Here is a 21,847-nt window from a genome sequence, read left to right on the forward strand (position 1 = left end):
GTCAGCCTGCTGCCCGCCATCCGCAGGCACAACATCGACCTGCGCCCGCCCCGGGCCCCCCCCCCCCACCGATCGCCGGATGCAGAAATTCACCACCGGCGGGAAGCCGACGGAAGATCACGAATCTGCAGCCGTTGTGCAACGAACGAATGTTTGCCCGTGCAAAGAACGGGTACCCAACAATTTGTGGACCGTGGGCTCAGAAACGCTACTCCCCGGTACCGCAAGCTGCTTCCCGGCGATTGGGTGGAACGCCTGATCGTCGGACTGCTCTTCGCGGTATCCGCGGGGGGTGTGTACTTGCTGACCGGCGCCGTGCTGTCGGCGCTGCTGGTCGGCATCCTGGTAGCGGTGGTCGCCATCGGCGTCGTGACGCAGCTGTAATCCCCATCCTCCCGGCGTGGAGTTCCACGCCGGAATGAGCGGGTACGCGCGGCTGTTGCCGGTCAGCGGCGGAAGAGTTTGTTGCCCAACCACACGATGGGGTCGTATTTCCGGTCGACCACGCGCTCCTTCATCGGGATGAGGGCGTTATCGGTGATCTTGATGTGCTCGGGGCAGACCTCGGTGCAGCACTTGGTGATATTGCAGTAGCCGAGGCCGAAATCCTCCTGCGCCATCTCGCGGCGGTCGGCCACATCCAGCGGGTGCATTTCCAGCTCCGCGACCCGCATCAGGTAGCGCGGCCCGGCGAAGGCCTCCTTGTTGTCCTCGTGATCACGCACCACGTGACAGGTGTTCTGGCACAGGAAGCATTCGATGCACTTGCGGAACTCCTGCGAGCGCTCGACATCGCGCTGCTGCATCCGGTATTCGCCCGGCTTCAGGTCCGCGGGCGGTGTGAACGACGGGATCTCGCGTGCCTTCTTGTAGTTGAGCGATACGTCGGTCACCAGGTCGCGGATGACCGGGAAGGTGCGCAGCGGCGTCACCGTGATCAGCTCGTCCGGCGAGAAGGTCGACATTCGGGTCATGCACAGCAGCCGCGGGCGGCCGTTGATCTCCGCGGAGCAGGATCCGCACTTACCGGCCTTGCAGTTCCAGCGCACCGCCAGATCGGGCGCCTGGGTGGCCTGCAGGCGGTGGATGATGTCGAGCACGACCTCGCCCTCGTTCACCTCGACGGTGAAGTCCTGCAGATCACCACCGTCGGTGTCGCCGCGCCATACTCGGAACCGGGCGTCGTAACCCATTGCTACGCATCCCCTTTCGCGGAGGAGCCCGTTGCCGACGGATGTCCGGCGAGTTCCTCTGAGGTGTAATACTTTTCGAGCTCGCTCAGGTCGAACAGGGCGAGTAGTTCGGGGCGCATAGGCAGCTGCTCGGCCCGTGTCACCGTCACGGCGGGCACGGTCTGGCCCACCTCGTCCGGATCGGTGCGGCACACCAGCAGGGTGTGGCGCCAGGTGGGATCCATCTGCGGGTGGTCGTCGCGGGTGTGGCCGCCCCGGCTCTCGGTGCGCAGCAGCGCGGCCTGGGCGACGCACTCGCTGACCAGCAGCATGTTGCGCAGATCCACGGCCAGGTGCCATCCCGGATTGAACTGCCGGTGGCCCTCCACGGTGACGTTGTCGTAGCGCTCGCGCAGCTCGGCGAGCTTCTCGATCGCCTCCTGCAGCTCGTGCTCCTTGCGGATGATGCCGACGAGGTCGTTCATCACCTGCTGCATGTCGGTGTGCAGCGTGTAGGGGTTCTCGCCCGGGCCGGTGCTCGGCGGATCGAACGGTGCCAGTGCGGTTTTCGCGGCCTCGGCGATATCGGCGTCGGCGATCTCCGGGCGCTTGTCGCCCAGCTCCTCGACGTAGGTGGCCGCGCCCAGCCCGGCCCGGCGCCCGAACACCAGCAGGTCCGACAGGGAGTTGCCGCCGAGCCGGTTGGATCCGTGCATGCCGCCGGAACATTCACCGGCCGCGAACAGCCCGGGGACGACGGCCGCGCCGGTGTCCGGATCGACCTCGATCCCGCCCATCACGTAGTGACACGTGGGCCCGACCTCCATCGGCTCCTTCGTGATGTCCACGTCGGCAAGCTCTTTGAACTGGTGGTGCATCGACGGCAGCCGCTTCATGATCTCCGCGGCGGGCATCCGGGAGGCGATATCGAGATAGACGCCGCCGTGCGGGGTGCCGCGGCCCGCCTTGACCTCTTCGTTGATCGCGCGGGCCACCTCGTCGCGGGGCAGCAGATCGGGCGTGCGGCGCGCGGAATCGTTGTCGCGCAACCACTGATCCGCCTCCTCCTCGGTCTCGGCGTACTGCCCCTTGAACACCGGGGGGATGTAGTCGAACATGAACCGCTTGCCCTCGGTGTTCTTCAGCACCCCGCCGTCGCCGCGCACGCCCTCGGTGACGAGGATGCCCTTCACGCTGGGCGGCCAGACCATGCCGGTCGGATGGAACTGCAGGAACTCCATGTTGATCAGCGTCGCCCCGGCCCGCAGCGCCAGCGCGTGCCCGTCGCCGGTGTACTCCCAGGAGTTCGAGGTCACCTTGTAGGACTTGCCGATTCCGCCGGTGGCCAGCACCACCGCGGGCGTCTCGAACAGGATGAATCGGCCCGATTCCCGCCAGTACCCGAAGGCGCCGGAGATGCGGTCGCCGTCCTTCAGCAGGTCGGTGATGGTGCACTCGGCGAATACCTTGATGCGCGACTCGTAGTCGCCGGTGGCCGCGTAGTCCTCCTGCTGCAGTGAGACGATCTTCTGCTGCATGGTGCGGATGATCTCGAGGCCGGTGCGGTCGCCGACGTGGGCGAGCCGCGGGTAGGTGTGACCGCCGAAGTTGCGCTGGCTGATCCGGCCGTCTGCGGTCCGATCGAACAGCGCCCCATAGGTTTCCAGCTCCCAGACCCGCTCCGGGGCCTCCTGGGCGTGCAGTTCGGCCATGCGCCAGTTGTTGAGGAACTTGCCGCCCCGCATCGTGTCCTTGAAATGCGTTTGCCAGCTGTCCTTTTCGTTGGCGTTGCCCATGGAGGCGGCGCAGCCGCCCTCGGCCATGACGGTGTGTGCCTTGCCGAACAGCGATTTGCACACCACCGCCACCGACAGCCCGTGCTCGCGGGCCTCGATGACCGCACGTAGTCCGGCGCCGCCGGCACCGATCACGACGACGTCGTACTTGTGCCGTTCGACTTCAGGCATGGAACCGAATACTCCTGGGGGAGAAGGTGTTTGGCAGAATCAATTGACGAACCGCAGATCGGAGATGGTGTCGCTGGCGACGAGCATGACGTAGAAGTCGGTGAGCATCAGCGTGCCCAGCGTGATCCACGCCAGCGCCATGTGCCGGGTGTTCAGCCGCGACACCTGGGTCCAGAACCAGTAGCGGACCGGATGCGCGGAGAAGTGTTTGAGCCGCCCGCCCGCGATGTGCCGACAGGAATGGCACGACAGGGTGTAGGCCCACAGCAGCACCACGTTCACCAGCAGCACGATGTTGCCCAAGCCGAAGCCGAAGCCGCCGGACTTGCCGTGGAAGGCGGTGATCGCGTCGTAGGTGTTGATCACCGCGACGATGCCCGCGATATAGAAGAAGTAGCGGTGCACGTTCTGGATGATCAGCGGAAGCCGGGTCTCCCCCGTGTATTTCGCGTGCGGCTCGGCCACGGCGCAGGCGGGCGGGGAGAACCACACCGCGCGGTAGTAGGCCTTGCGGTAGTAGTAGCAGGTCAGCCGGAACAGCAGCAGGAACGGCAGCACCAGGAAGCCCAGCGGGATCCACATCGGAAGCTCGCCCACCCAGTGCCCGAAATGCGCCGAGCCCTCGACGCACGAGGAACTCACGCACGGCGAGTAGAACGGCGTCAGATAGTGGTAGTCGGCCACCCAATACGCCGACCGCACAAAGGCTCTCACGGTCGCGTAGATGATGAACGCGGACAGGCCCAGCACGGTGATGAGCGGCGGTAGCCACCAGCGGTCGGTGCGCAGCGTCCGCGCCGCGATGGCCGCGCGGCCGAGACCGAATACTCCCGTGCCCGATTCGGGTGTGCGTGTCGGTGCGGCGCTCACGATGTCACCTCGCAGTCGCTCGACTCAAGCTGGCTCACCGCAGGATGCCTCGCTGATCTACCCCGTGGAACGTCATCGTTACCTCCGGCATCGAATGTGATGGTGAGCACCATACGGCACCCCTGCTATGACCGTTGCCCGGTCTCGGCAATATCGACCCGCCTGGACGGCTATGATTTGCGCCACATTTTCTGATCATGTGGCGCGGCGGCCTCGACAGTGAACCGTAAGCAAACCTCACGAACTGTGCTGGACCACAGGGCCTTTCGGGCCGCGCCCGGAATCCCCCCGTTTCGGGCGGTATCCGCGCCGGTCGGGCCGTCACATGTCAGCAACAACGCGGGTGCGTATCGAGAATGCGCGACGGTTGCGATCGCAAAACTGCTGTCGCGCAACAGGGTGTCCTCGGTGACATCGACCTGCTGCGGCTCGCGATGAGAGAACTGTGGGTTACTTGGTGCGGGGGCGGGAGTGGAAGCCCAGGCCCTCGTCCTGTGCGCCCATCCAGGCGGCCTCGTCGGACTTGCTGTCCGGGACGTAGATGACCTCCTGCTGGCGGCGCTCGGCGACCTCCGGCGGGGGCGACTTCTCGAACTCGTCGGCGTCGATGGTGAGCCGCTCGAGGTCGTTCTCCAGTCGACGCACCGAATTGGAGTCACCGTAGTGGGACTTCAGTGCACCGATGCACTGTCGGAGCTGCCCGACCGCGAAGTGCAACTCCGCAATCTCGCTGCGTGTCATCGAAACCTCCTCGAGCCCTGTGAGCGACCACACATCGTGATCTACAACACACTACGTGATCTTTTCCGACCTGGCTCGTCCGAATCCGAAAATGACGCTTTCCTTTTGTATCCGCCCGGTCGCGCAGGCGCGCGGGCTGCGGGATCAGCCCGCGACCGCGTACGATTCTCCGCCGCTCACGCCGGTGACGGCCCGGTCGACCAGGGCGGCCACCGCGGCCGCCACCTCCTCGGCGCGCTCGAGGATGACGCTGTGCCCGGCGCCGTCGAGGCGGACCAGTTCGGCCCCGCCGAGCTGCGACGCCAGCACCACCGAATGGGCGAACGGGATCATGATGTCGGCCGAGCCGGCCAGCACGAGGGCCGGCAGGTCGGCCAGGAGCCGCAGCGTCGGGGTCTCGTCGAATCGGATCAGCGAGTCCAGGAACGAGGCCATGGTCAGCAGCGGCGTGTCGTTGAGCAGCGCCGTCGCGACGGCGACCATGCGCGGGCTCGCCCTGCGGGTGCCGAAGCCCGCGTCGCGCACGATCGGCTCGAAGATGCGGCGGCTCAACCGCTTCGACGCCTGCATCACCCGCGGCGCGCGCCGCACCGCCACCTGCAGCGACGACACCGCCCGCCGGTTGAGGAAGCGGGCGAGACCGACGGTGGTCAGGCCGCCGGCCGCCCCGGCGAGCAGGCCGATCCCGATGATCCGGCTGCCGATCGCCGCCGGGAACAGCCGGGCGTAGGCGAGCACCACCATCGCCCCCATCGAATGTCCGACGAGCACAACGGGACCCGTCGCGGCCACCGCGCGCAGCACGGCATCGAGATCGCGCGCCAGTTGCTCGATGGTGTACGTGGACGGATCGGCGGCGCCCGAGTCGCCGTGCCCGCGGTGGTCGTAGAACACCATGCGGGTGTCCTCGTCCCACTGGCGAAACAGCTGATCGCGCAGGAACGACCAGGATTCGGTGCGCAGGCAGTGGCCGTGTACGAACACCACGGTCAGCGGCGCGGTGTGTGAACCGAAGACGCGCACGGCGAGGGCCGTGCCGTCGTCGGCGCCGACGGTGACACGGTGGCCGTCGTAGTCGGCGGCACGAAGGGCGGTCGTGGACATAACGTGCTCCTGGGAGTCCGCTGTTGCCCGGTTGTCGATAGAGATTTCCAGCCCGTTAACGGCCCGAACCTGGCGTTACGCACGCGTTGCCGAACCGCCGCCGGGCCGCCGCTCCCGCCGCCGGGCAAGCCGACCGAAATCTTCGGGTATCGAGCGCTGGGGGTAGACAGCAGTAGATTTCCGAACGGAAGTCGATATCCATCTAGGACCTGAACGGTCCTAGATGGCTCCTACCGTTGCGGTCATGAGCTTCGAGAGCAGCGAGATTCGCCCCTTCCGCATCGACATCCCGCAGGCCGAGCTGGACGACCTGCACCGGCGACTGGCCGAGACCCGATGGGCCCCACAGCTGCCCGGCGAGGGCCGCAGCCGGGGCGTGCCCGTCGCCGAGCTGCGGGAGCTGGCCCGGTACTGGGGCGAGCGGTTCGACTGGCGGGCGCAGGAGGCGGGCCTCAACGAGTTTCCGCAGTTCCTGACCGAAATCGACGGCATGGACGTGCATTTCGTGCATGTGCGGTCCGCCGAGCCGGACGCCCTGCCGCTGGTGCTCAATCACGGCTGGCCCAACTCGTTCGTGGAATTCGCGGAGTTGATCGGCAGGTTGACCGATCCCCGGGCGCACGGTGGTGACCCGGCGCGGGCCTTCCATGTGGTGGTGCCCTCGGTGCCCGGGTACGGGTTCTCCGCGCCGCCGCGCGAAACCGGCTGGAGCGCCGAACGAGTCGCGCGGATGTGGGTGGAGTTGATGTCCCGGCTCGGCTACGACCGGTACGGCGTGCAGGGCGGCGACTTCGGCGGCTACGTGGCCACGGCGATGGCCGAGGCGGCGCCCGATCGCGTGGTGGGCCTGTATATCACCGGCGGCCTGGGCTTTCCGACAGAGCAGGACCTGCCGGACCTCGACGACGAGGAGCGCGCGGCCTACGAGGCGCTCATGTCGGCGGACTGGGTGAACGGCGTCGACCACCATGCGCTGCTGCGGTCGGCGCCGCAGACCTTCTCCTACGGCTGGAACGACTCGCCGGTCGCGGCGCTGGGCTGGATGCTGCAGAAGTTCCACGATTTCAGCGCGGGCGGGGACCTGTCCGAGGCGATCGACCGCGATGCGCTGCTGACCAATGTCGGTCTCTACTGGTTCACCCAGACCTGCGGCACCTCGGCCTGGTCGTACTACGCGAGCAGCGGGTTCGCCTGGCCGACGGGGTCGGCGACGGTACCGACCGGGGTGTACAGCGGCGACTCCCCCAGCATCCGCCGGCTCGCCGAGCGCACAGCGAAGATCGTGCACTGGCCGGTGGGCAATGCGGCCGGTCACCACTTCATCGCCATGGACCAGCCCGACGCGTACGCCGCCGACCTGCGCACCTTCTTCTTCGCCGTCGCGAGATAGGGCTCGTGAGGAAAATCTACGGCTATCGAGTCAATGGACTAGATAGCCGTAGATTTTCATGACCTCGCGGTCGTCCGGTCGGCGTCCGGAGCTCTACGGTGCGGTGTCCGTGCGGGTCGACGGCAGGAACGGCGTCAGCAGGTTCTCCTCGGTGGACGGGCCGAACTGCCAGTCGGCGATCCAGGGGCCGGTGCCCTCGCTGGGGTCGAGCACGCCGCCCTCCAGCCACTGGTAGCGGCCGTCGAGCACGCCCCGGGCGACCGCCGTATCGGCGTCGTCGGTGTTGTCCCACAGCGCATCGAACAGCCGCTGCACCCGCAGGCGGGCCTGCCGGCAGAACGTGTCGGCCAGCTGCTCGGCCGCCGCGCCCTCCGGGCCACCCTGCACGCGCAGCGCCTGCGCCCGCACGCACGCCGCCGACATCGCGAACAACTCGGCCCCGATATCGACGACCCGGCCCAGGAAGCCCTGCCGGTACTCGAGCCTGGCCTGCCAGCGGCCCATCGCGTACATCAGCGACCGCGCCTGCTTGCGCGACATCCGCTCGACGAAGCGCAAATGCTTTGCCAGCGGGCCGAATTCGGTGTACGTGGCGGGCATCGTGCCGCGGCCGACCGCCAGCTGCGGGAACCACTTGGCATAGAACCCGGTGGCCCCGACCGCCGCCTTGGCCTTGTCCTTGAACTCGGCCTTCCGATCGACCAGGGCGCCCGCCGCCGTCATATGCGCATCGGCCATCTCCCGGGCGATCAGCAGCCGCATGATCTCGCTGGAACCCTCGAAGATCCGATTGATGCGCAGGTCGCGCACCAGCTGTTCGGCATTGACGGCGCGTTCGCCGCGGGCCCGCAGCGAGGCCGCGGTCTCGTAGCCGCGCCCGCCGCGAATCTGCACCAGCTCGTCGGCGATCGCGCAGCTCATCTCCGACGCCCACAGCTTCGCCAGCGCCGCCTCGATGCGGATGTCGTTGCGATCCTCGTCGCACATGGTGCCGGACAGATCCAGCGCCGCCTCGAGCGCGAAAGTCGTTGCGGCGATGAAGGACAGCTTCGCGCCGACGGCCCCGTGCTCGCCGACCGGCCGCCCCCACTGCACGCGGGCGGCGCTCCACTCGCGGCCGATCTTCAACGACCACTTGGCCGCCGCCGTGCACAGCGCGGGAATGGCCAGCCGACCGGCGTTGAGAGTGGTGAGCGCGATCTTCAGGCCGTCGCCCTCGCGGCCGATCAGGCTGCTCCTGGGCACCCGCACGTTGTGCATGCGGGTGACGCCGTTCTCGATGCCGCGCAGGCCCATGAAGGCGTTGCGGCGCTCCACCGTGATGCCCGGCGAATCCGCCTCGACCACGAATGCGGAGATACCGCCGCGGTGCCCCTCGCCGCGCGGCACCCGGGCCATCACGACCAGCAGTTCGGCCACCACACCGTTGGTGGTCCACAGCTTCACGCCGTTGAGCTCGTAGGCCTCGCCGTCGTCGGTCGGGGTCGCGGTGCTGGCCATGCGGGCAGGGTCGGAGCCCACGTCGGGCTCGGTGAGCAGGAACGCGCTGACGGCGCCTTTCGCGCAGCGCGGCAGGAACTCCCGCTTCTGCTCCGGGGTACCCGCCAGCTTCAGCGGCTCCGGCACGCCGATCGACTGATGGGCCGACAGCAGCACGCCCAGGCTGGGGTGGGCGGAGCCGACGATCATCAGCGCCTTGTTGTAGCCGACCTGCGAAAGTCCCTGTCCGCCATACTCTTCGGGGATCTTGAGGCCGAAGCAGCCGAGTTCGGCCAGACCCTTGACGTAGTCGACGGGGATCTTCGAGTCGGCCTCGATGACCGCGCCGTCGATGGTCTCGACATACGCGCGCAGCCGCTTCAGGTAGGCCTCGGTCTTGGCCGCGTCCTCGGCCGAGGGCCGCGGGTAGGGATGGATCAGGTCGAGCCGGAATCGACCGAGGAACATCTCCTTCGCGAATGACGGTTTGGCCCAGGTGGTTTCCCGAGATTCTTCGACGAGTGCGCGGGCCTGTTCTTCGGTGGCGTCGACTTTCGCGGTGGTCGTCATGATGTCCTCCATCGGACGTGATCAGAATCACATCCGAGTGTAGGAAATTTTGTTACTCGCCGGTAGGTCTGGCGGGCGACAGATCTGCACCGAAATCCGGATGATCTTGTCGCGCCGCGATTGTCGACTTGACAGCGGCGGTCCGGATGTGGGGTGCTGGCCTGGGGCTCGGGTGACGGAGGATCGGGTTCTCTTCGGAGGAATAGGGATGCTGTTGCGGCCAGGGCAGGTGTTCGCGGGCTACACGATCGTCCGTGTGCTGGGCGCGGGCGGGATGGGCGCGGTGTATCTCGCCACCGATCCGGAGCTGCCGCGACAGGTGGCGTTGAAGGTGCTCGACGAGCGGCTGGGCGCGAATCCGCGCTATCGCAGCCTGTTTCGGCGCGAGGCCGAGATCGCCTGCCGCCTGGATCACCCGAACGTGGTCTCGGTGTTCAACCGCGGCGAGGAGGGCGACGCGCTGTGGATCGCGATGCAGTACGTGGCGGGTACCGATGCCGGGGAGCTGGTCCGCGCCACACCGTCGGGCCTGCCGCCGCAGCGTGCCGCGCACATCGTGTGCGAGGCCGCGCGCGGGCTGCAGCACGCCCACGACCAGAACATGCTGCACCGGGATGTGAAGCCGTCGAACCTGCTGGTGGCGGCCGGTGACGGCGACCGCGACCGGGTCCTGGTCGTAGATTTCGGGCTGGCCCGCACCGCCGACGGGGAGGCCACCGTGACCGAAACCGGTTGGCTGGACTGCACACCCGCGTACGCGGCGCCGGAGGTCCTCGCCGGGCGTCCCGTCGATCGCCGGGCGGATATCTACTCGCTCGGTGCGACCCTGCTCGCGCTGCTCACCGGGACGAATCCCGGCGGCCGCTCGCCGCGGCCCGCCGCCGAGCCCACGCAACCCGACGACGAGACGCTCGCGCCCACGCGGACCCAGCCGGAACTACCGGCGGCCCTGGATGCCGTGATCGCGCGTGCCATGGCCGACCAGCCGGAGCAGCGCTATCAGAGCTGCGCCGAATTCGGGCAGGCCGTCGCGGAGGCGGTGCGCGAGAGCGAATCCCCCACGCGCCGTGCGTTTCTGCCCGCTGTCCTGCGCGGCGGCGGGCGTCCGGGAAGAGGTGGCGTGCGTCCGCTCGCCGTCGCCACCGCGCTCGCGGTCGTCGTCGCGGCCGCCGTCGTCGCGGTCACCCTGCTCCCCGAGGAGTCCGAAACCCGCAGTGCGCCACCGCCACAGCCGAAGCCACCGGCGACGACCAAGCACTGCTACTGGACCACCCGGGTGCCGGTCGGCAATGACAGCTACATCGAATTACCCAGTGGTGCAGACGGTCACGACGAGGCGAAGTGTGTGCTCACGGGCGGTGATCGCGGCGACGCGGTCCTCGCGGTACAGCGAGCGCTGCGGCTGTGCCACCACATTCCGCTGGAGACCGACGGCCGGTACGGCGATGCGGTGCGCGGCGCGATCCAGCATCGGCAGACCGAGACCGGTGCCCGGGTCGACGGCCTCTACGGGCCGGAGACCCGTGCGAAGAGTCTGCGGTGGCCCGTATTCCGTTCCCCGGATAACACATTCGCCGATCGCTGCGTTCCGGCGCCCTGACGCCGTGCCGGGTCATGTGCTGACGCTGCGGAGGTACCTGCCGAAGTGCGGCACGGTGAACCCGATCGTTCCGCGCTCCGCCGAGTAGATCAGGCCCTTCTTGATCAGCCCGTCGCGCGCCGGGGACAGCGACGCGGGCTTGCGGCCCAGCTCCTTGGCGACCGTGGCGGTGGCCACGGGACCGTCGTCGCCGGACAGATCGGCCATGGCGCGCATGTACTCTCGCTCGGCCGGGGTGGCGCGTTCGTAGCGGGAACCGAAGAAGCCGACCGCGAGCTCCTCCTCGGCGGCCGGGGCGGCCAGCTCCACGTCCTCCGCGCCGATCGGGCTCTGCGCCGCGGCATCCCAGGTGGCCTTCCCGTAGGCCTGCACGAAGTACGGATAGCCATCGGCCTTGCGGTACAGCACATCCAGGGCCGCCTCGGTGAACTTGACCTGCTCGCGCTCGGCCGGCGCGATGAGGGCCAGATCGGCGGATTCGCGGTCCAGCCGGTCGATGCGGTGGTATCCGAACAGCCGCTCCGAGTAGCTCTTCTGCGCCGACAGCACCGCGGGCAGATGCGGCAGCCCCGCCCCGACCACGATCAAAGGCGTTGCCTCCTGGCTCAGTTCGTGGCAGGCGCCGCAGATGGCGGAGATGTCGGCGGGCCCCAGATCCTGCATCTCGTCGATGAAGATCGCGATGCCGACGCCGATGTCGTGGGCCAGCTGCCCGGCCTCCATCAGCAACTCGACGAGATCGATCTCGATATCGCCGGAGTCCGCGCGGCCGGTGACGGCCGGGACGTCGATGCCCGGCTGCCAGCGGTCGCGCATGCCCTTGTCGGCCGTGGCGCGCAGCGCGAAAGCCTTGAGGATGCCCAGGAAGTCGTCGACCATCTCCGGATTGCGGTGTGCCACGGCGATCTGCCGTACCGCCATGTGCAGCGCGGAGGCCAGCGGGCGGCGCAGTTCCTGGTCGGGCCGCGCCTCCATCTTGCCGGTGCCCCAGCCGCGCGAGCGGGCGGTGGAGCGAAGCTGGTTGAGCAGCACGGTCTTTCCCACCCCGCGCAGGCCGGTCAGCATCACGCTGCGCTCGGGGCGGCCGCGCGAGACGCGTTCGAGCACGATGTCGAAGGCGTCGAGCTGCTTGGCGCGACCGGCGAGCTCGGGCGGCCGCTGTCCGGCACCGGGGGCATACGGATTCCGCACGGGGTCCATGCCCGTACACCGTAGCCCGTTGTGACCGAATTCTGGGGACATCTACCGAATGCCCTAGAAACAGCTATCGTTCGGCATCGAGATCCGGCGCGGTGCCCGACTCTTTACGCTTGTCTTGTTCGAGCAGCGGTTCCCAGCGCAGGGAGAGGGTCATGTCGGAGGAGTCCATACCCACTGTCGCCGAGGTGGTCGAGTCCTGGAACGTGCCGGAGAACGCTCCGGTCGCGGCGCAGATCCGCAACAACATCCTGGTGGCGATCGAGCGCGGTTACGACGATCCGCAGCTGGTCGCCGATCTGGCCGTCGGTCCGCTGGTGATGGCGCTGGGAGAACTCGAGATCGGGCTGGCCGACGCCCGGCGGCGGATCGCCGAACTGGAGCAGGCGCTCGACGCGCGCCGTCCACCCCGGTAACGCCGCCGCTTCTCGGTTCGATAACACCGTTGTCCGAGTCGATACCGCGCCGTGACCAAAGGGCGCGAGCACGCGAAATCGCGCGCCGTCCTGGGGATTTGTGGACGGATATCAACACGCGGCCGTGTGGGGTGGACAACACAGCCGGGTAGTCGTAATCTCTTCGTGACCGATGGAGTCAGTCGCTTCGCAGGCGAGGCGGCCCATCGAGTCACCGCCTAATCGGAGGTCGGGCGGGCAGCCCGATCGCCGAGCCGGGGACCCATGTTTGTGGGGTGAATCCCCTTCGGCCACACGGCCGGTGGGGTAGGGCCGATCTTCCCGGCCCGAACCCGTCAGCTAACCCGGTCGGCGGTGGGCAGGAAGAAACAGGAGACTCAGCTCGGTGGGTAAACACAGCTTGCAACGGGAATCTCGGCTCCCGAATTCCGTGAAGGGTGCGCTGGTTTTCGGCGCCGTCGCCGCTTCCACTGGCGCCATGCCGGCCATCTCGGCACAGGCAGCCACCATCAACGTCCCCGGCTTCGGCAACTTCGACGTGCCGGTCGGCCCGGAGTTCGACCAGCAGGTCGCCCAGGCCAACCAGGCCCTCGCCGACCACGCCGACCAGATCAAGGGTGCCCAGCAGGCCCTGGCGCCGCAGGCGATGCCCGGTCCGGCGGCCCCCGGTGCCGCCCCGGCGATGCCCGGCTTCATGCAGCAGCAGGTCACTCCGGCGGGCGAGGCGCTCGACGCCGCCAAGACCAAGATCGGCGCCCAGTACGTCTGGGGTGGCAACGGCCCGAACGGGTTCGACTGCTCCGGCCTGGTGAAGTGGGCCTACAAGCAGGTCGGCATCGACCTCCCGCGCACCAGCTTCGAGCAGTCGCACGTCGGCAAGCCGGTCGCCTACCAGGACCTGCAGCCCGGCGACCTGATCATCCAGAACGGCGGGGGCCACGTGGCCATGTACGCCGGCGACGGTCAGATCCTGCACGCGCCCCAGGCCGGTGACCCGGTCGAGTACGCGCACCTGGATCCCGACTCGATCGTCACCGCCCGCCGGGTCGGCTAGTTCCGTTCCGCTCGGCGCGTAATCTTCTGGACGTATGCGCGGAGAGACGGATCGGCAACGGTCACAGCCCGGTACGGCCCGGGTCGACTCCTGGGTGTGGGCTGTGCGATTGTTCAAGACCCGATCGGCGGCCGCGACCGCCTGTCGGGGTGGGCATGTCCGCGTCAACGGCGTCGCGGTCAAACCCGCACATCAGATCAAGCCCGGCGACGAGGTCCGCGTCCGTGTCAACGGAGTCGAGCGCATCGTCGTCGTGGAGCGCATCATCCTCAAGCGCGTGGGCGCGGCGATCGCGGCCCAGTGCCTGATCGATAAGTCTCCGCCGCCCCCTGCCCCTGAAATTCTCGCGTCCATGCCCCGCCGCGATCGCGGCAGCGGGCGCCCGACCAAACGCGAACGGCGCGAAACGGACCGGCTCCTCGGACGTGACGGCGCCACGTGATTGTGTGCAGCGCGCAGCGATGCCTCGCCCGCTCGGGGGCAGATGGGGTCATGGGCGCGCTTGGCCGGGTAAGGCGTTCGTCGGTGGGTGCAAAACCGGCTCGACGCGCTGCGAGTCGACAATAACCCGACATTTGCTATCGGTGGAAGGTTTTCGCCGGAATTGCGCCAACTCGCAGTTGGTTACGTCGCCACCTCGGTGAATCTCGCGGCGGCTCCCCGGGCTCAGCGCCCGGATCGGATTGCTGCTCCGTCCGAAACCACTCGGGCCGTCCGTTCTGGGAGGAGGCCGCGCAGGCGCGTGGCGAGGGGTGAGGTGTCATCGGTGACCGTGTAGTCGACCGCCAGGAGGTTCGGCGCTCGGTGGCTCAGGACGACCGACAGGGCGGCGGTACCGCGTGCGACGTCGAACGGCGTGATACCGGCGCGGAGCAGGCGCGCATGGTCGGCGGATGCGGTCGGGCCGGATATCCAGTCACCCCAGCCGATACTGATGATGGGCTCGCCGGTTCGGTTGCGGGCCAGGGCATCCAGGGCGGCATGCGCGGCGGCATCGGCCGCCCGGCCGCAGGCGCCGAGCGCGCCGGTGGCCGAGGAGGAGAGCAGGACGAAATCGATCGGGTCGGTGCCGGTGAGATCGAGGAGATTCGCGGCCGCGCCCACCCTCGGTTCGAAGGAGTCGGCGAGCAATCGCGGTGTGACGGAGCGGAATTCGGCCCGTCGCCGAATGCCCGCCGCGTGCACGACCCCGCGGATCGTCGACCCGCAGGCACGAATGTCGAACAGCGCGTTGGCCAGATCGGCGCGGTCGGTGACATCGCAGCGGACCACGACGATCCGGTCGTCGAGGCCCTCGTGGAGCCGTGGCAGCGGGCGCGGGGTGCGAGTGAGTACCACGACGTCGCGGGCGCCCGCGTCGAGTAGCCACCGGACCGCCACCGAGCCGAGGGCGCCCAGGCCGCCGGTCACCACATAGGTGCCGCCCGGGCGCACGGCGATCGGTGCGGGCGCCGCGGACGCGGGCCGGAAGCGGCGCGTGCGCAGCGCGCGGCCGTCCACCAGAACCTCTTCGGGCCCAGCGGGATTCAGGATCAGGTCGACGGTGGGTGCCGGATCGTCGCCGCCGGCCCAGACGAGACGCATCGGTCGGCGCGACTCCAGCTGCAGCGACCGGGTCAGCCCGGCGATCGCGTTCTGTGTCAAGGAGTCTCGGTCCCGCAGCACCAGGCACAGCGTCGCCGTCGCGGCATCGTCCCGCACCCGCTGCAGGAGATCGAGCATGCCCGCGATGTCCGGGAGTGGCGAGTCGGAGCGGTCCGCATCGGGCCAGACCAGGGCGACCGCCGTCGGCGTCGCGTGGTCGGTCAGCATCGAGGCGACGATCGGCCCCGCGTCGGCCGGGTCGCGTGCCACGCGCAGCGTCGGCACCCGGTGATCGAGCTGTCGTTCCAGGGCGGTCGCCAGTGCGGATTCACCGACGACGAGCACGCGCCGGAACGGTGGAACGGATTGCGCGGCAGCATGTTCGGGTTCCGTAACCCAGCACTCCTCGCTCAGAATCGACCGCGCCCACTCGGTGGCCGTGGCCACGGTGGGGTCGTAAACGGCTGCGCCGCGCCATATTTCCGCTGTCGTGTTCTCGTGGCCGTTCGTGGCTTGCGTGGCCGACTGCGTGCTGCCAGCGGGGACGGTAGCGGCCGATCGTCCGGATCCGATGCCGTCCCGTGGGGTCCGGGAGCTGTCCTCGCCTCGGTCGTCGCCTTCCGGAACGCGTTGTGCGGGCGATGCTTCGGCGGCCGCGGTGCGCCCGACCCGGCCGTCGGCGTACATCCTTGCCACGGCGGCGAGAAAGGTCTCCGCCTCGCTGTCGCGGCTCGCCATCGGATACGTCGAATCGCGGAACTTCGCATGCTCGCGCACGGCGGTCTCCAGGACCGGATGCGGTGCCAGCTCCACCACGGTCGAGACACCCTCGGATACCGCCCTGTCCAGGGCGGCCGCCAGATCCACCGGCCCGCAGACACTCTCGGACCAATAGTCGGCGGTCAGCTCGGCCGTGGTGATCACCCGCCCGCGACGCACGGTCGAGTAGATCGGCACCCGCGGGGCGGTGGGAGCGAGGCCCTCCAGGTGAATCATGAAGTCCGGCAATATATCCGCCATTGATAGACGGTTCCGGGCAGACCCGTCGGCGAGCAAGCGGGCGGGCAGATCGCGCCGCCGAGCACGGCGCACCAGCGTCTCCACATAGCGCGGCACGCCGGACACGACCACCGAGCGCGGACCGTCCACGGCCGTGATCGCGACCGCGCCGCGCACCGGCTCCACCAGACGTCGCACCTGCTCCGGGGTCGCGGTGAGGACGGCCGTCGCGCCCGCGGTGTCGGTCCGCCCCAGGGCTCGCCCGCGCGCCACCGCGACGCGTGCGGCGTCGGACGGCGCCAGTGCCCCGGCCACCACCGCGGCCGCGATCTCGCCCACACCGTGTCCGGCCACGGCATCGGCACGAATCCCCCAGTCGTGCAGCAGCTTCGCCAATGCCAGCTGATAGACGAACAGCGCCGGGTGGGCGGCGTCGGGAGTCTCGAGGCTCTTGGCGAATCCGTGTCGGGGTGTCCACACCCGCCGTCCCCCGGCGCGGACCACCGCATCGGCCGCCGCATCCACCGCCTGCACGAACACCGGATACCGCGCCGCCAGCGCCCGTCCCATCCGGGCATGCTCGCCGCCCTGCCCGGAGAACAGGAACAGCACACCGCCCGGCGGATCCGGCGATTCCCGGCCCGCGGGCGCGGGTCCGGAAGGGTATGCGGGCGGAGGCTCGGTCATGGTGTTGCGCAGTGCTCGTGTGTCGTGCGGTGCCCCATGTCGGTGCTCCCTCCCCGCGTTCGGCGGAGATCACCGGCGCTCCGGTGTCCCCCGGCGATTATGCCGAGAACTTGCCCGGCGCAGAAGAGGCTTCCGAGTGGCGTCCACCATCGCCTACCGTGGCGCCGTGAGGAATGAACCGTCAACACAGTGTGTCTCGCGCACGAGCGAGCCGACTGCACGGCGTGCGTCGCGCACGCCGGAGCCGAGCGCCGACGAGGTGGCGTCGTGAGTGAACCGACCCGACCGGACCTGGCCGCCGGGCGTCGCGGGGCGATGAGCGCGCTGACCGACTGCTGCGCGGCGCTGGCTGCGACGCCGCGCCGCCTGGTGCGCCCGCGCCGCCCCGACCCGCTGTTCCTCGCGGGACTGGAGGTGGCCCCGCTTCCCCCGGCCCGCCACACCGTCGCCCTGACGGCCCTGGCGCAGGCCCGGATGTCGGCACCGGCCGCCGTCGTCGCCGAGGGCATGCGCAGCCTGCGGTCGCTGCCGATGGCGATGGGCGCCTTCCTGATCGAGCATCCGCAGGCTCGGTTCCTGGTCGATCCGGCGCTCTGCGCGGGTGTGCACAAGCGGGTGCTACCGGGTATGCCGTTCCCGGTCGGTCTGCTGGTCTCCCCCGAGAAGCCGGTGCTGGGCCTGGCGGACGCGCTGGCGGGCCGCGATCTGTCCGGCGACGATATCGATTTCACCCTGGCCACGCACCTGCACTGGGACCACGTCTCGGGCCTGCTGGAGCTGCCGGAGTCGGTCGAATTACGTGTTCCCGGAATCGAATACGAATGGGCGATGCACGGTGAGCACGCACCCTACGGTGTCGTGCGCGCGCCGCTGCGGGACCGCCGCATCGGTGCCGTCGAATGGGACGGGCCGCCGGTGCTCACCTTCACCCGCAGCCATGACCTGTTCGGCGACGGCGCGGTGCTGCTGGTCGACATGCCCGGCCACACCCCCGGCAGCCTCGGTGTGCTGCTCGCGGTGGACGACGGCACGCGGGTACTGCTGGCGGGCGACGCGGTCTGGAACACCGTGCAGATCACGATGATTCGCGAGAAGGCACCCATGCCCGGCCGGCTCTTCGACGCCGACCGCGACAAGACCTTCGAAACGATCCAGCGCCTGCACGCGCTGCCGGACGGCATCGAGGTCATCGCCAGCCACGACTACAACGCGGTACTCGCCCGCGCCTGAGGAGCCGTGGTGCGCGTCATATGAATCCGCCTGTCACAAGATCCGGGTCCGCGCCATCTCTTGTTCGTTCAGATCGACAGCAGTCGGATCAACGGCTGCGGCTGCTGCACCGATGCCCACAGCGCTCAGGCGACGAAGGAGCTGAGGCGGGCGTTGATCAGCGATTCGGCCTCCGTGACCATGCGAGAGATCAGTTCGTCACAGGTGGGGATGTCGTCGATGAGGCCCTGGACCTGGCCCGCGGACCAGATGCCCGCGTCCAGGTCGCCCTCCTCGAAGACCCGGCGGCCGCGGGCGCCGGCGACGAGATCGCGCACGTCCTCGAACGTGCCTCCGGCCGCCTCGATCTCGACGACCTTGCGGCTGATCTCGTTGTCGGCCACGCGGGCGGTATTGCGCATGGTGCGGAAGATGAGCTGGGTATCGCGCTCGGTGTGGGCGACGATCTGCTCCTTGACCTTCTGATGCACGGCCGACTCCTGGGTGCACAGGAAGCGGGTGCCCATGTTGACGCCGTCGGCGCCCAGCGCGAGCGCGGCCACCAGGCCGCGGGCGTCGGCGATACCGCCCGAGGCGACGATCGGAATGTCGAGGGCCTTGGCGGCGGCGGGGATGAGGATCAGGCCGGGCACGTCGTCCTCGCCCGGGTGCCCGGCGCATTCGAAGCCGTCGATGGACACGCCGTCGACGCCGATCTTCTGCGCCTTGAGCGCGTGCCGGACGCTGGTGCACTTGTGCAGCACCTTGATCCCGGCCTCCTTGTAGTACGGCAGGAAGGGCTCGGGATTGCTGCCCGCGGTCTCGACGATCTTCACGCCCGACTCGATGATCGCGCGCACGTACTCCTCGTACGGCGGCGGGTTGATCGAGGGCAGGATCGTGACGTTCACGCCGAACGGCTTGTCGGTGAGCTCGCGGGCGCGGGCGATCTCCTTGCGCAGGTCCTCGGGCGTGGGCTGGGTGAGCGCGGTGATGAATCCGAGGCCACCGGCGTTCGCGACGGCCGCGACGAGTTCGGCCCGGCCGACCCACATCATGCCGCCCTGCACGATCGGATGCTCGATGCCGAATTCCTCGGTGAACCTGGTGCGCAACATCGGTAGTCCTCCTGCTGTGTTCGGCGGCGGTGCTCGAGCGGCCGCCTCGCTGGCGGTGCGACCGCCGTCGGTGATCACGCAGGCATGCGCGCCCGCGGTTGCGGTCGATGGTCGCACGGGCGCGGCGCCCCGGACAACCTCGATGTAAGCCGCAGTTTGCCCTCTTCTGGGCGAGTGGCCGGAATCAGACATGATCGGAGCTGCTCGATGGCAGCGGAAATATTGCCGTTGAACTGGAAAATGATGGGATGAGAAGTGAGATGCCGATTCTTCTCTGTAACCCTTGTCACGATGAAAAGTTAGTTGGTATTCTCGCAGGTGTTCAGCCGACGGCCTGAGAGGACTACAGCATGACCACCGGTACCCAGTCGCTCGACGAGCCGATCCGGTCGCGCCGCAACCACTGGAACAACCAGATTGCGGCGCACGCGCTCATGCGGCCGGATGCCGTCGCGATCCGGTTCCGTGGTCAGGACACCACCTGGAAGCAGCTGCACGAGCGCTCGCTGAAGTTCGCGGACGCGCTCGCCCGTCGAGGGGTCGGGTTCGGTGATCGAGTGCTGATCCTCGCGTTGAACTACCCGGAGTACCTGGAGGCGGTCTTCGGCATCAACGCGCTGGGTGCGATCGCGGTGCCGGTGAACTTCCGGCTCACCCCGCCCGAGGTGGCCTACATCGTCGCCGACTCGGGCGCGAAGGCGATCGTCACCGACACCGTGCTGCAGCCGTTGGCCACCGGCGTCATGGCGCAGTCCCCGGCCCTCGAGACGTGCATCGTGATCGGCGGGCAGAGCGCCGAGGGCGTGGTCGGCTACGACGACGCGCTCGCCGAGGAGGGCGAACCCCATGCGCCGCTGGACATTCCGGAAGATACGCCCTGCCTGATCATGTACACCTCGGGCACCACCGGCAGCCCGAAGGGCGCAATTCTGTCCCACGCCAACATGACCGCGCAGGCGCTCACCTGTATCCGCGCCATGAACACCACGCCCGAGTCGGTCGGCTTCTGTACCTCGCCGCTGTTCCACATCGCCGGATTGGGCAGCCTCGCACCGGCTTTCCAGCTCGGCAGCAAGACCGTGCTGCATCCGCTGGGCGCGTTCGACGCCACCGAGTTCCTCGATGCCGTCGAGGCCGAGCAGGCCACCACCGCGTTCTGTGTCCCGGCGCAGTGGCAGCTGATCTGCGAGGAGCCGACGGTCAAACAGCGCAAGCTGGCGCTGGAGATGCTCAGCTGGGGCGCCGCGCCCGCGTCGAACACGGTGCTGCAGGCGATGGCCGACTGCTTCCCGAACGCGCAGAACGTCGCGGTGTTCGGCCAGACCGAGATGTCGCCGATCACCTGCGTGCTGGAGGGCCGCGACGCGCTGCGCAAGCTGGGCTCGGTGGGCAAGCCCATCCCGACGATCCAGGCCCGCATCGTCGACGACGAGATGAACGATGTCGCCCCCGGCGAGATCGGCGAAATCGTCTATCGCGGACCGACTCTCATGCAGGGCTACTGGAACAAGCCCGAGGCCACCGCGGAGGCGTTCGCCGGGGGCTGGTTCCATTCCGGAGATCTGGTCCGCACCGACGAGGAGGGCTTCGTCTGGGTGGTGGACCGCAAGAAGGACATGATCATCTCCGGCGGTGAGAACATCTACTGCGCCGAGGTGGAGAACGTGCTGTTCGCGCACCCGAAGATCCACGAGGCCGCCGTCATCGGCCGCGCGCACGAGAAGTGGGGCGAGGTCCCGGTAGCCGTTGTGGCCCTGCTGAATTCGGACGACACCCTCACACTCGAAGAACTCACGCCCTTCCTCAACGAGAACCTGGCCCGCTACAAGCACCCCAAGGATCTGGTGATCGTGCCGGAGTTGCCGCGCAACGCCAGCGGTAAGGTCGTGAAAGTCCAGCTCCGCAAGGACTATTCGGGATAGGTGCGGTCAGTGGGCGCCGCGTCGGGGAGGTCGAGGTCGGCCAGCAGGGTCCGGACGCGCCGGTGGATCTCGTCGCGGATCGGCCGCACGTCGGCCACCGGTAGCCCGGCCGGGTCGTCCACGATCCACTCCTCCTGCCGGATCTCGGGCAGCAGCGGGCATTCGTCGCCGCACCCCATGGTGACGATGACGTCGGCGGCCAGGATGATCTCGTCGGTCCAGGCCTTGGGGAACTCGTGGGAGATATCGATGCCCACCTCCGCCATGGCCGCGACCGCCGCGGCGTTGAGCGCGCCGCTCGGCTCCGATCCGCCGGACCAGGCCAGCGCCCGGCCCCGGGCGTAGTGCTCGAAGAAGCCCAGCGCCATCTGCGAGCGCCCGGCGTTGAATGTGCACAGGAACAGCACCACCGGCACGGCGTGGTCGATGCGGCCCTCCACCTTGGCGCGCGCGTGTAGTTGCTGGCGGGCGAACCGCTCGGCCAGCAGCGGGAGATACAGCTGCACGGCCGCCCGCGCCTGCAGTTGCGCGTAGGAGTCGTGGAGAAAGCGGTGAATCGTGTTGGCGTCGAACAAGATCGTGAATTCGCGCTGCAGCCGCCGCTCGGCACGGGCGAGGGCCGTGTCGTGCACGATGTCGAGAAGTCGGTAGGCCGGGGTGATCTCGAGGAACCCCGCCCGGGTCGGCCGCTCCGGCGTAGACACATCAGTCAGCGTCGCACCGGGGCCGCACCGCATCAACCAACTGCGGATGAACCGGATCGAACCG

General features: G+C 68.6%; 18 protein-coding genes and 1 riboswitch. Of the genes, 8 read left to right on the top strand and 10 right to left on the bottom strand.

Annotation, left to right across the window (positions count from 1 at the left end):
* Positions 1 to 186 precede the first annotated feature (186 nt).
* Positions 187 to 384 (top strand): hypothetical protein, encoded by a 198-nt coding sequence (locus QH290_RS06020; RefSeq protein WP_280268386.1) that lies wholly within the window; start codon positions 187 to 189, stop codon positions 382 to 384.
* Between the two features lie 62 nt (positions 385 to 446).
* Here the strand turns inward: QH290_RS06020 and QH290_RS06025 are convergent, their stop codons facing one another.
* The 5 genes from QH290_RS06025 to QH290_RS06045 form a co-directional block, all read right to left on the bottom strand.
* Complete coding sequence (locus QH290_RS06025; RefSeq protein ID WP_280268385.1) at positions 447 to 1,193, bottom strand: succinate dehydrogenase/fumarate reductase iron-sulfur subunit; 747 nt, start codon at positions 1,191 to 1,193, stop codon at positions 447 to 449.
* Between the two features lie 2 nt (positions 1,194 to 1,195).
* Positions 1,196 to 3,139 (bottom strand): fumarate reductase/succinate dehydrogenase flavoprotein subunit, encoded by a 1,944-nt coding sequence (locus QH290_RS06030; RefSeq protein WP_280382203.1) that lies wholly within the window; start codon positions 3,137 to 3,139, stop codon positions 1,196 to 1,198.
* A 39-nt stretch (positions 3,140 to 3,178) separates the two neighbouring features.
* Positions 3,179 to 4,009: a hypothetical protein gene (locus QH290_RS06035; RefSeq protein ID WP_280382204.1), complete on the bottom strand. Its 831-nt coding sequence runs from the start codon at positions 4,007 to 4,009 to the stop codon at positions 3,179 to 3,181.
* 450 nt (positions 4,010 to 4,459) lie between these two features.
* Complete coding sequence (locus QH290_RS06040) at positions 4,460 to 4,750, bottom strand: hypothetical protein (protein WP_280268382.1); 291 nt, start codon at positions 4,748 to 4,750, stop codon at positions 4,460 to 4,462.
* A gap of 144 nt (positions 4,751 to 4,894) precedes the next feature.
* Positions 4,895 to 5,854, bottom strand: coding sequence for an alpha/beta fold hydrolase (locus tag QH290_RS06045; RefSeq protein ID WP_280382205.1), 960 nt, complete (start codon positions 5,852 to 5,854; stop codon positions 4,895 to 4,897).
* A 244-nt stretch (positions 5,855 to 6,098) separates the two neighbouring features.
* Between QH290_RS06045 and QH290_RS06050 the strand changes: the two genes are divergently transcribed.
* Positions 6,099 to 7,244, top strand: coding sequence for an epoxide hydrolase family protein (locus tag QH290_RS06050; RefSeq protein WP_280382206.1), 1,146 nt, complete (start codon positions 6,099 to 6,101; stop codon positions 7,242 to 7,244).
* Positions 7,245 to 7,337: 93 nt separating this feature from the next.
* Here QH290_RS06050 and QH290_RS06055 read toward each other — a convergent pair whose 3' ends face one another.
* Positions 7,338 to 9,293 carry an acyl-CoA dehydrogenase family protein gene (locus tag QH290_RS06055; protein WP_280382207.1) on the bottom strand — a complete coding sequence of 652 codons (1,956 nt, stop codon included), beginning with the start codon at positions 9,291 to 9,293 and terminating at the stop codon, positions 7,338 to 7,340.
* Between the two features lie 208 nt (positions 9,294 to 9,501).
* Here QH290_RS06055 and QH290_RS06060 point away from each other — a divergent pair, with 208 nt between their 5' ends.
* Positions 9,502 to 10,893: a protein kinase domain-containing protein gene (locus QH290_RS06060; protein ID WP_280382209.1), complete on the top strand. Its 1,392-nt coding sequence runs from the start codon at positions 9,502 to 9,504 to the stop codon at positions 10,891 to 10,893.
* Between the two features lie 12 nt (positions 10,894 to 10,905).
* On the opposite strand, the gene QH290_RS06065 is transcribed toward QH290_RS06060, so the two are convergent.
* On the bottom strand, positions 10,906 to 12,093 hold the full coding sequence (locus tag QH290_RS06065) for an AAA family ATPase (RefSeq protein ID WP_280268377.1): 1,188 nt from the start codon (positions 12,091 to 12,093) through the stop codon (positions 10,906 to 10,908).
* A 152-nt stretch (positions 12,094 to 12,245) separates the two neighbouring features.
* Between QH290_RS06065 and QH290_RS06070 the strand changes: the two genes are divergently transcribed.
* The 3 genes from QH290_RS06070 to QH290_RS06080 all read left to right on the top strand — a co-directional run bounded on the left by QH290_RS06070 (position 12,246) and on the right by QH290_RS06080 (position 14,002).
* Positions 12,246 to 12,506, top strand: a complete 261-nt coding sequence (locus tag QH290_RS06070; RefSeq protein WP_280268376.1) for a hypothetical protein — start codon at positions 12,246 to 12,248, stop codon at positions 12,504 to 12,506.
* Between the two features lie 205 nt (positions 12,507 to 12,711).
* Positions 12,712 to 12,875: riboswitch (cyclic di-AMP (ydaO/yuaA leader) on the top strand.
* A 109-nt stretch (positions 12,876 to 12,984) separates the two neighbouring features.
* A complete protein-coding gene (locus QH290_RS06075) occupies positions 12,985 to 13,560 on the top strand; it encodes a C40 family peptidase (RefSeq protein WP_280268375.1) in 576 nt (191 codons plus the stop codon).
* A 34-nt stretch (positions 13,561 to 13,594) separates the two neighbouring features.
* Positions 13,595 to 14,002 (top strand): RNA-binding S4 domain-containing protein, encoded by a 408-nt coding sequence (locus QH290_RS06080; RefSeq protein WP_280382210.1) that lies wholly within the window; start codon positions 13,595 to 13,597, stop codon positions 14,000 to 14,002.
* A gap of 224 nt (positions 14,003 to 14,226) precedes the next feature.
* Here QH290_RS06080 and QH290_RS06085 read toward each other — a convergent pair whose 3' ends face one another.
* Complete coding sequence (locus QH290_RS06085; RefSeq protein ID WP_280382211.1) at positions 14,227 to 16,830, bottom strand: SDR family NAD(P)-dependent oxidoreductase; 2,604 nt, start codon at positions 16,828 to 16,830, stop codon at positions 14,227 to 14,229.
* Positions 16,831 to 17,097: 267 nt separating this feature from the next.
* Between QH290_RS06085 and QH290_RS06090 the strand changes: the two genes are divergently transcribed.
* Positions 17,098 to 18,060 carry an MBL fold metallo-hydrolase gene (locus QH290_RS06090; protein WP_280382212.1) on the top strand — a complete coding sequence of 321 codons (963 nt, stop codon included), beginning with the start codon at positions 17,098 to 17,100 and terminating at the stop codon, positions 18,058 to 18,060.
* 125 nt (positions 18,061 to 18,185) lie between these two features.
* On the opposite strand, the gene QH290_RS06095 is transcribed toward QH290_RS06090, so the two are convergent.
* A complete protein-coding gene (locus QH290_RS06095) occupies positions 18,186 to 19,157 on the bottom strand; it encodes an NAD(P)H-dependent flavin oxidoreductase (protein WP_280268371.1) in 972 nt (323 codons plus the stop codon).
* 350 nt (positions 19,158 to 19,507) lie between these two features.
* Here QH290_RS06095 and fadD5 point away from each other — a divergent pair, with 350 nt between their 5' ends.
* A complete protein-coding gene (gene fadD5, locus QH290_RS06100) occupies positions 19,508 to 21,079 on the top strand; it encodes a fatty-acid--CoA ligase FadD5 (protein WP_280268370.1) in 1,572 nt (523 codons plus the stop codon).
* Here fadD5 and QH290_RS06105 read toward each other — a convergent pair.
* Positions 21,067 to 21,783, bottom strand: a complete 717-nt coding sequence (locus QH290_RS06105) for an arsenate reductase/protein-tyrosine-phosphatase family protein (protein WP_425303557.1) — start codon at positions 21,781 to 21,783, stop codon at positions 21,067 to 21,069. The genes fadD5 and QH290_RS06105 overlap by 13 nt on opposite strands.
* Between the last annotated feature and the right edge of the window lie 64 nt (positions 21,784 to 21,847).

Origin of the sequence: Nocardia wallacei (assembly GCF_029869545.1) — a bacterium.
Taxonomy (GTDB): Bacteria; Actinomycetota; Actinomycetes; order Mycobacteriales; family Mycobacteriaceae; genus Nocardia; species Nocardia wallacei_A.

What these genes read in the sequence shown, in the direction of transcription:
- QH290_RS06055 (WP_280382207.1), bottom strand. Translation starts at nt 9,293, where the DNA reads ATGACGACCACCGCGAAAGTCGACGCCACCGAAGAACAGGCCCGCGCA.
- QH290_RS06030 (WP_280382203.1), bottom strand. Translation starts at nt 3,139, where the DNA reads ATGCCTGAAGTCGAACGGCACAAGTACGACGTCGTCGTGATCGGTGCC.
- QH290_RS06070 (WP_280268376.1), top strand. Translation starts at nt 12,246, where the DNA reads ATGTCGGAGGAGTCCATACCCACTGTCGCCGAGGTGGTCGAGTCCTGG.
- QH290_RS06040 (WP_280268382.1), bottom strand. Translation starts at nt 4,750, where the DNA reads ATGACACGCAGCGAGATTGCGGAGTTGCACTTCGCGGTCGGGCAGCTC.
- fadD5 (WP_280268370.1), top strand. Translation starts at nt 19,508, where the DNA reads ATGACCACCGGTACCCAGTCGCTCGACGAGCCGATCCGGTCGCGCCGC.
- QH290_RS06085 (WP_280382211.1), bottom strand. Translation starts at nt 16,830, where the DNA reads ATGACCGAGCCTCCGCCCGCATACCCTTCCGGACCCGCGCCCGCGGGC.
- QH290_RS06075 (WP_280268375.1), top strand. Translation starts at nt 12,985, where the DNA reads ATGCCGGCCATCTCGGCACAGGCAGCCACCATCAACGTCCCCGGCTTC.
- QH290_RS06080 (WP_280382210.1), top strand. Translation starts at nt 13,595, where the DNA reads ATGCGCGGAGAGACGGATCGGCAACGGTCACAGCCCGGTACGGCCCGG.
- QH290_RS06060 (WP_280382209.1), top strand. Translation starts at nt 9,502, where the DNA reads ATGCTGTTGCGGCCAGGGCAGGTGTTCGCGGGCTACACGATCGTCCGT.
- QH290_RS06045 (WP_280382205.1), bottom strand. Translation starts at nt 5,854, where the DNA reads ATGTCCACGACCGCCCTTCGTGCCGCCGACTACGACGGCCACCGTGTC.
- QH290_RS06050 (WP_280382206.1), top strand. Translation starts at nt 6,099, where the DNA reads ATGAGCTTCGAGAGCAGCGAGATTCGCCCCTTCCGCATCGACATCCCG.
- QH290_RS06025 (WP_280268385.1), bottom strand. Translation starts at nt 1,193, where the DNA reads ATGGGTTACGACGCCCGGTTCCGAGTATGGCGCGGCGACACCGACGGT.
- QH290_RS06065 (WP_280268377.1), bottom strand. Translation starts at nt 12,093, where the DNA reads ATGGACCCCGTGCGGAATCCGTATGCCCCCGGTGCCGGACAGCGGCCG.
- QH290_RS06095 (WP_280268371.1), bottom strand. Translation starts at nt 19,157, where the DNA reads ATGTTGCGCACCAGGTTCACCGAGGAATTCGGCATCGAGCATCCGATC.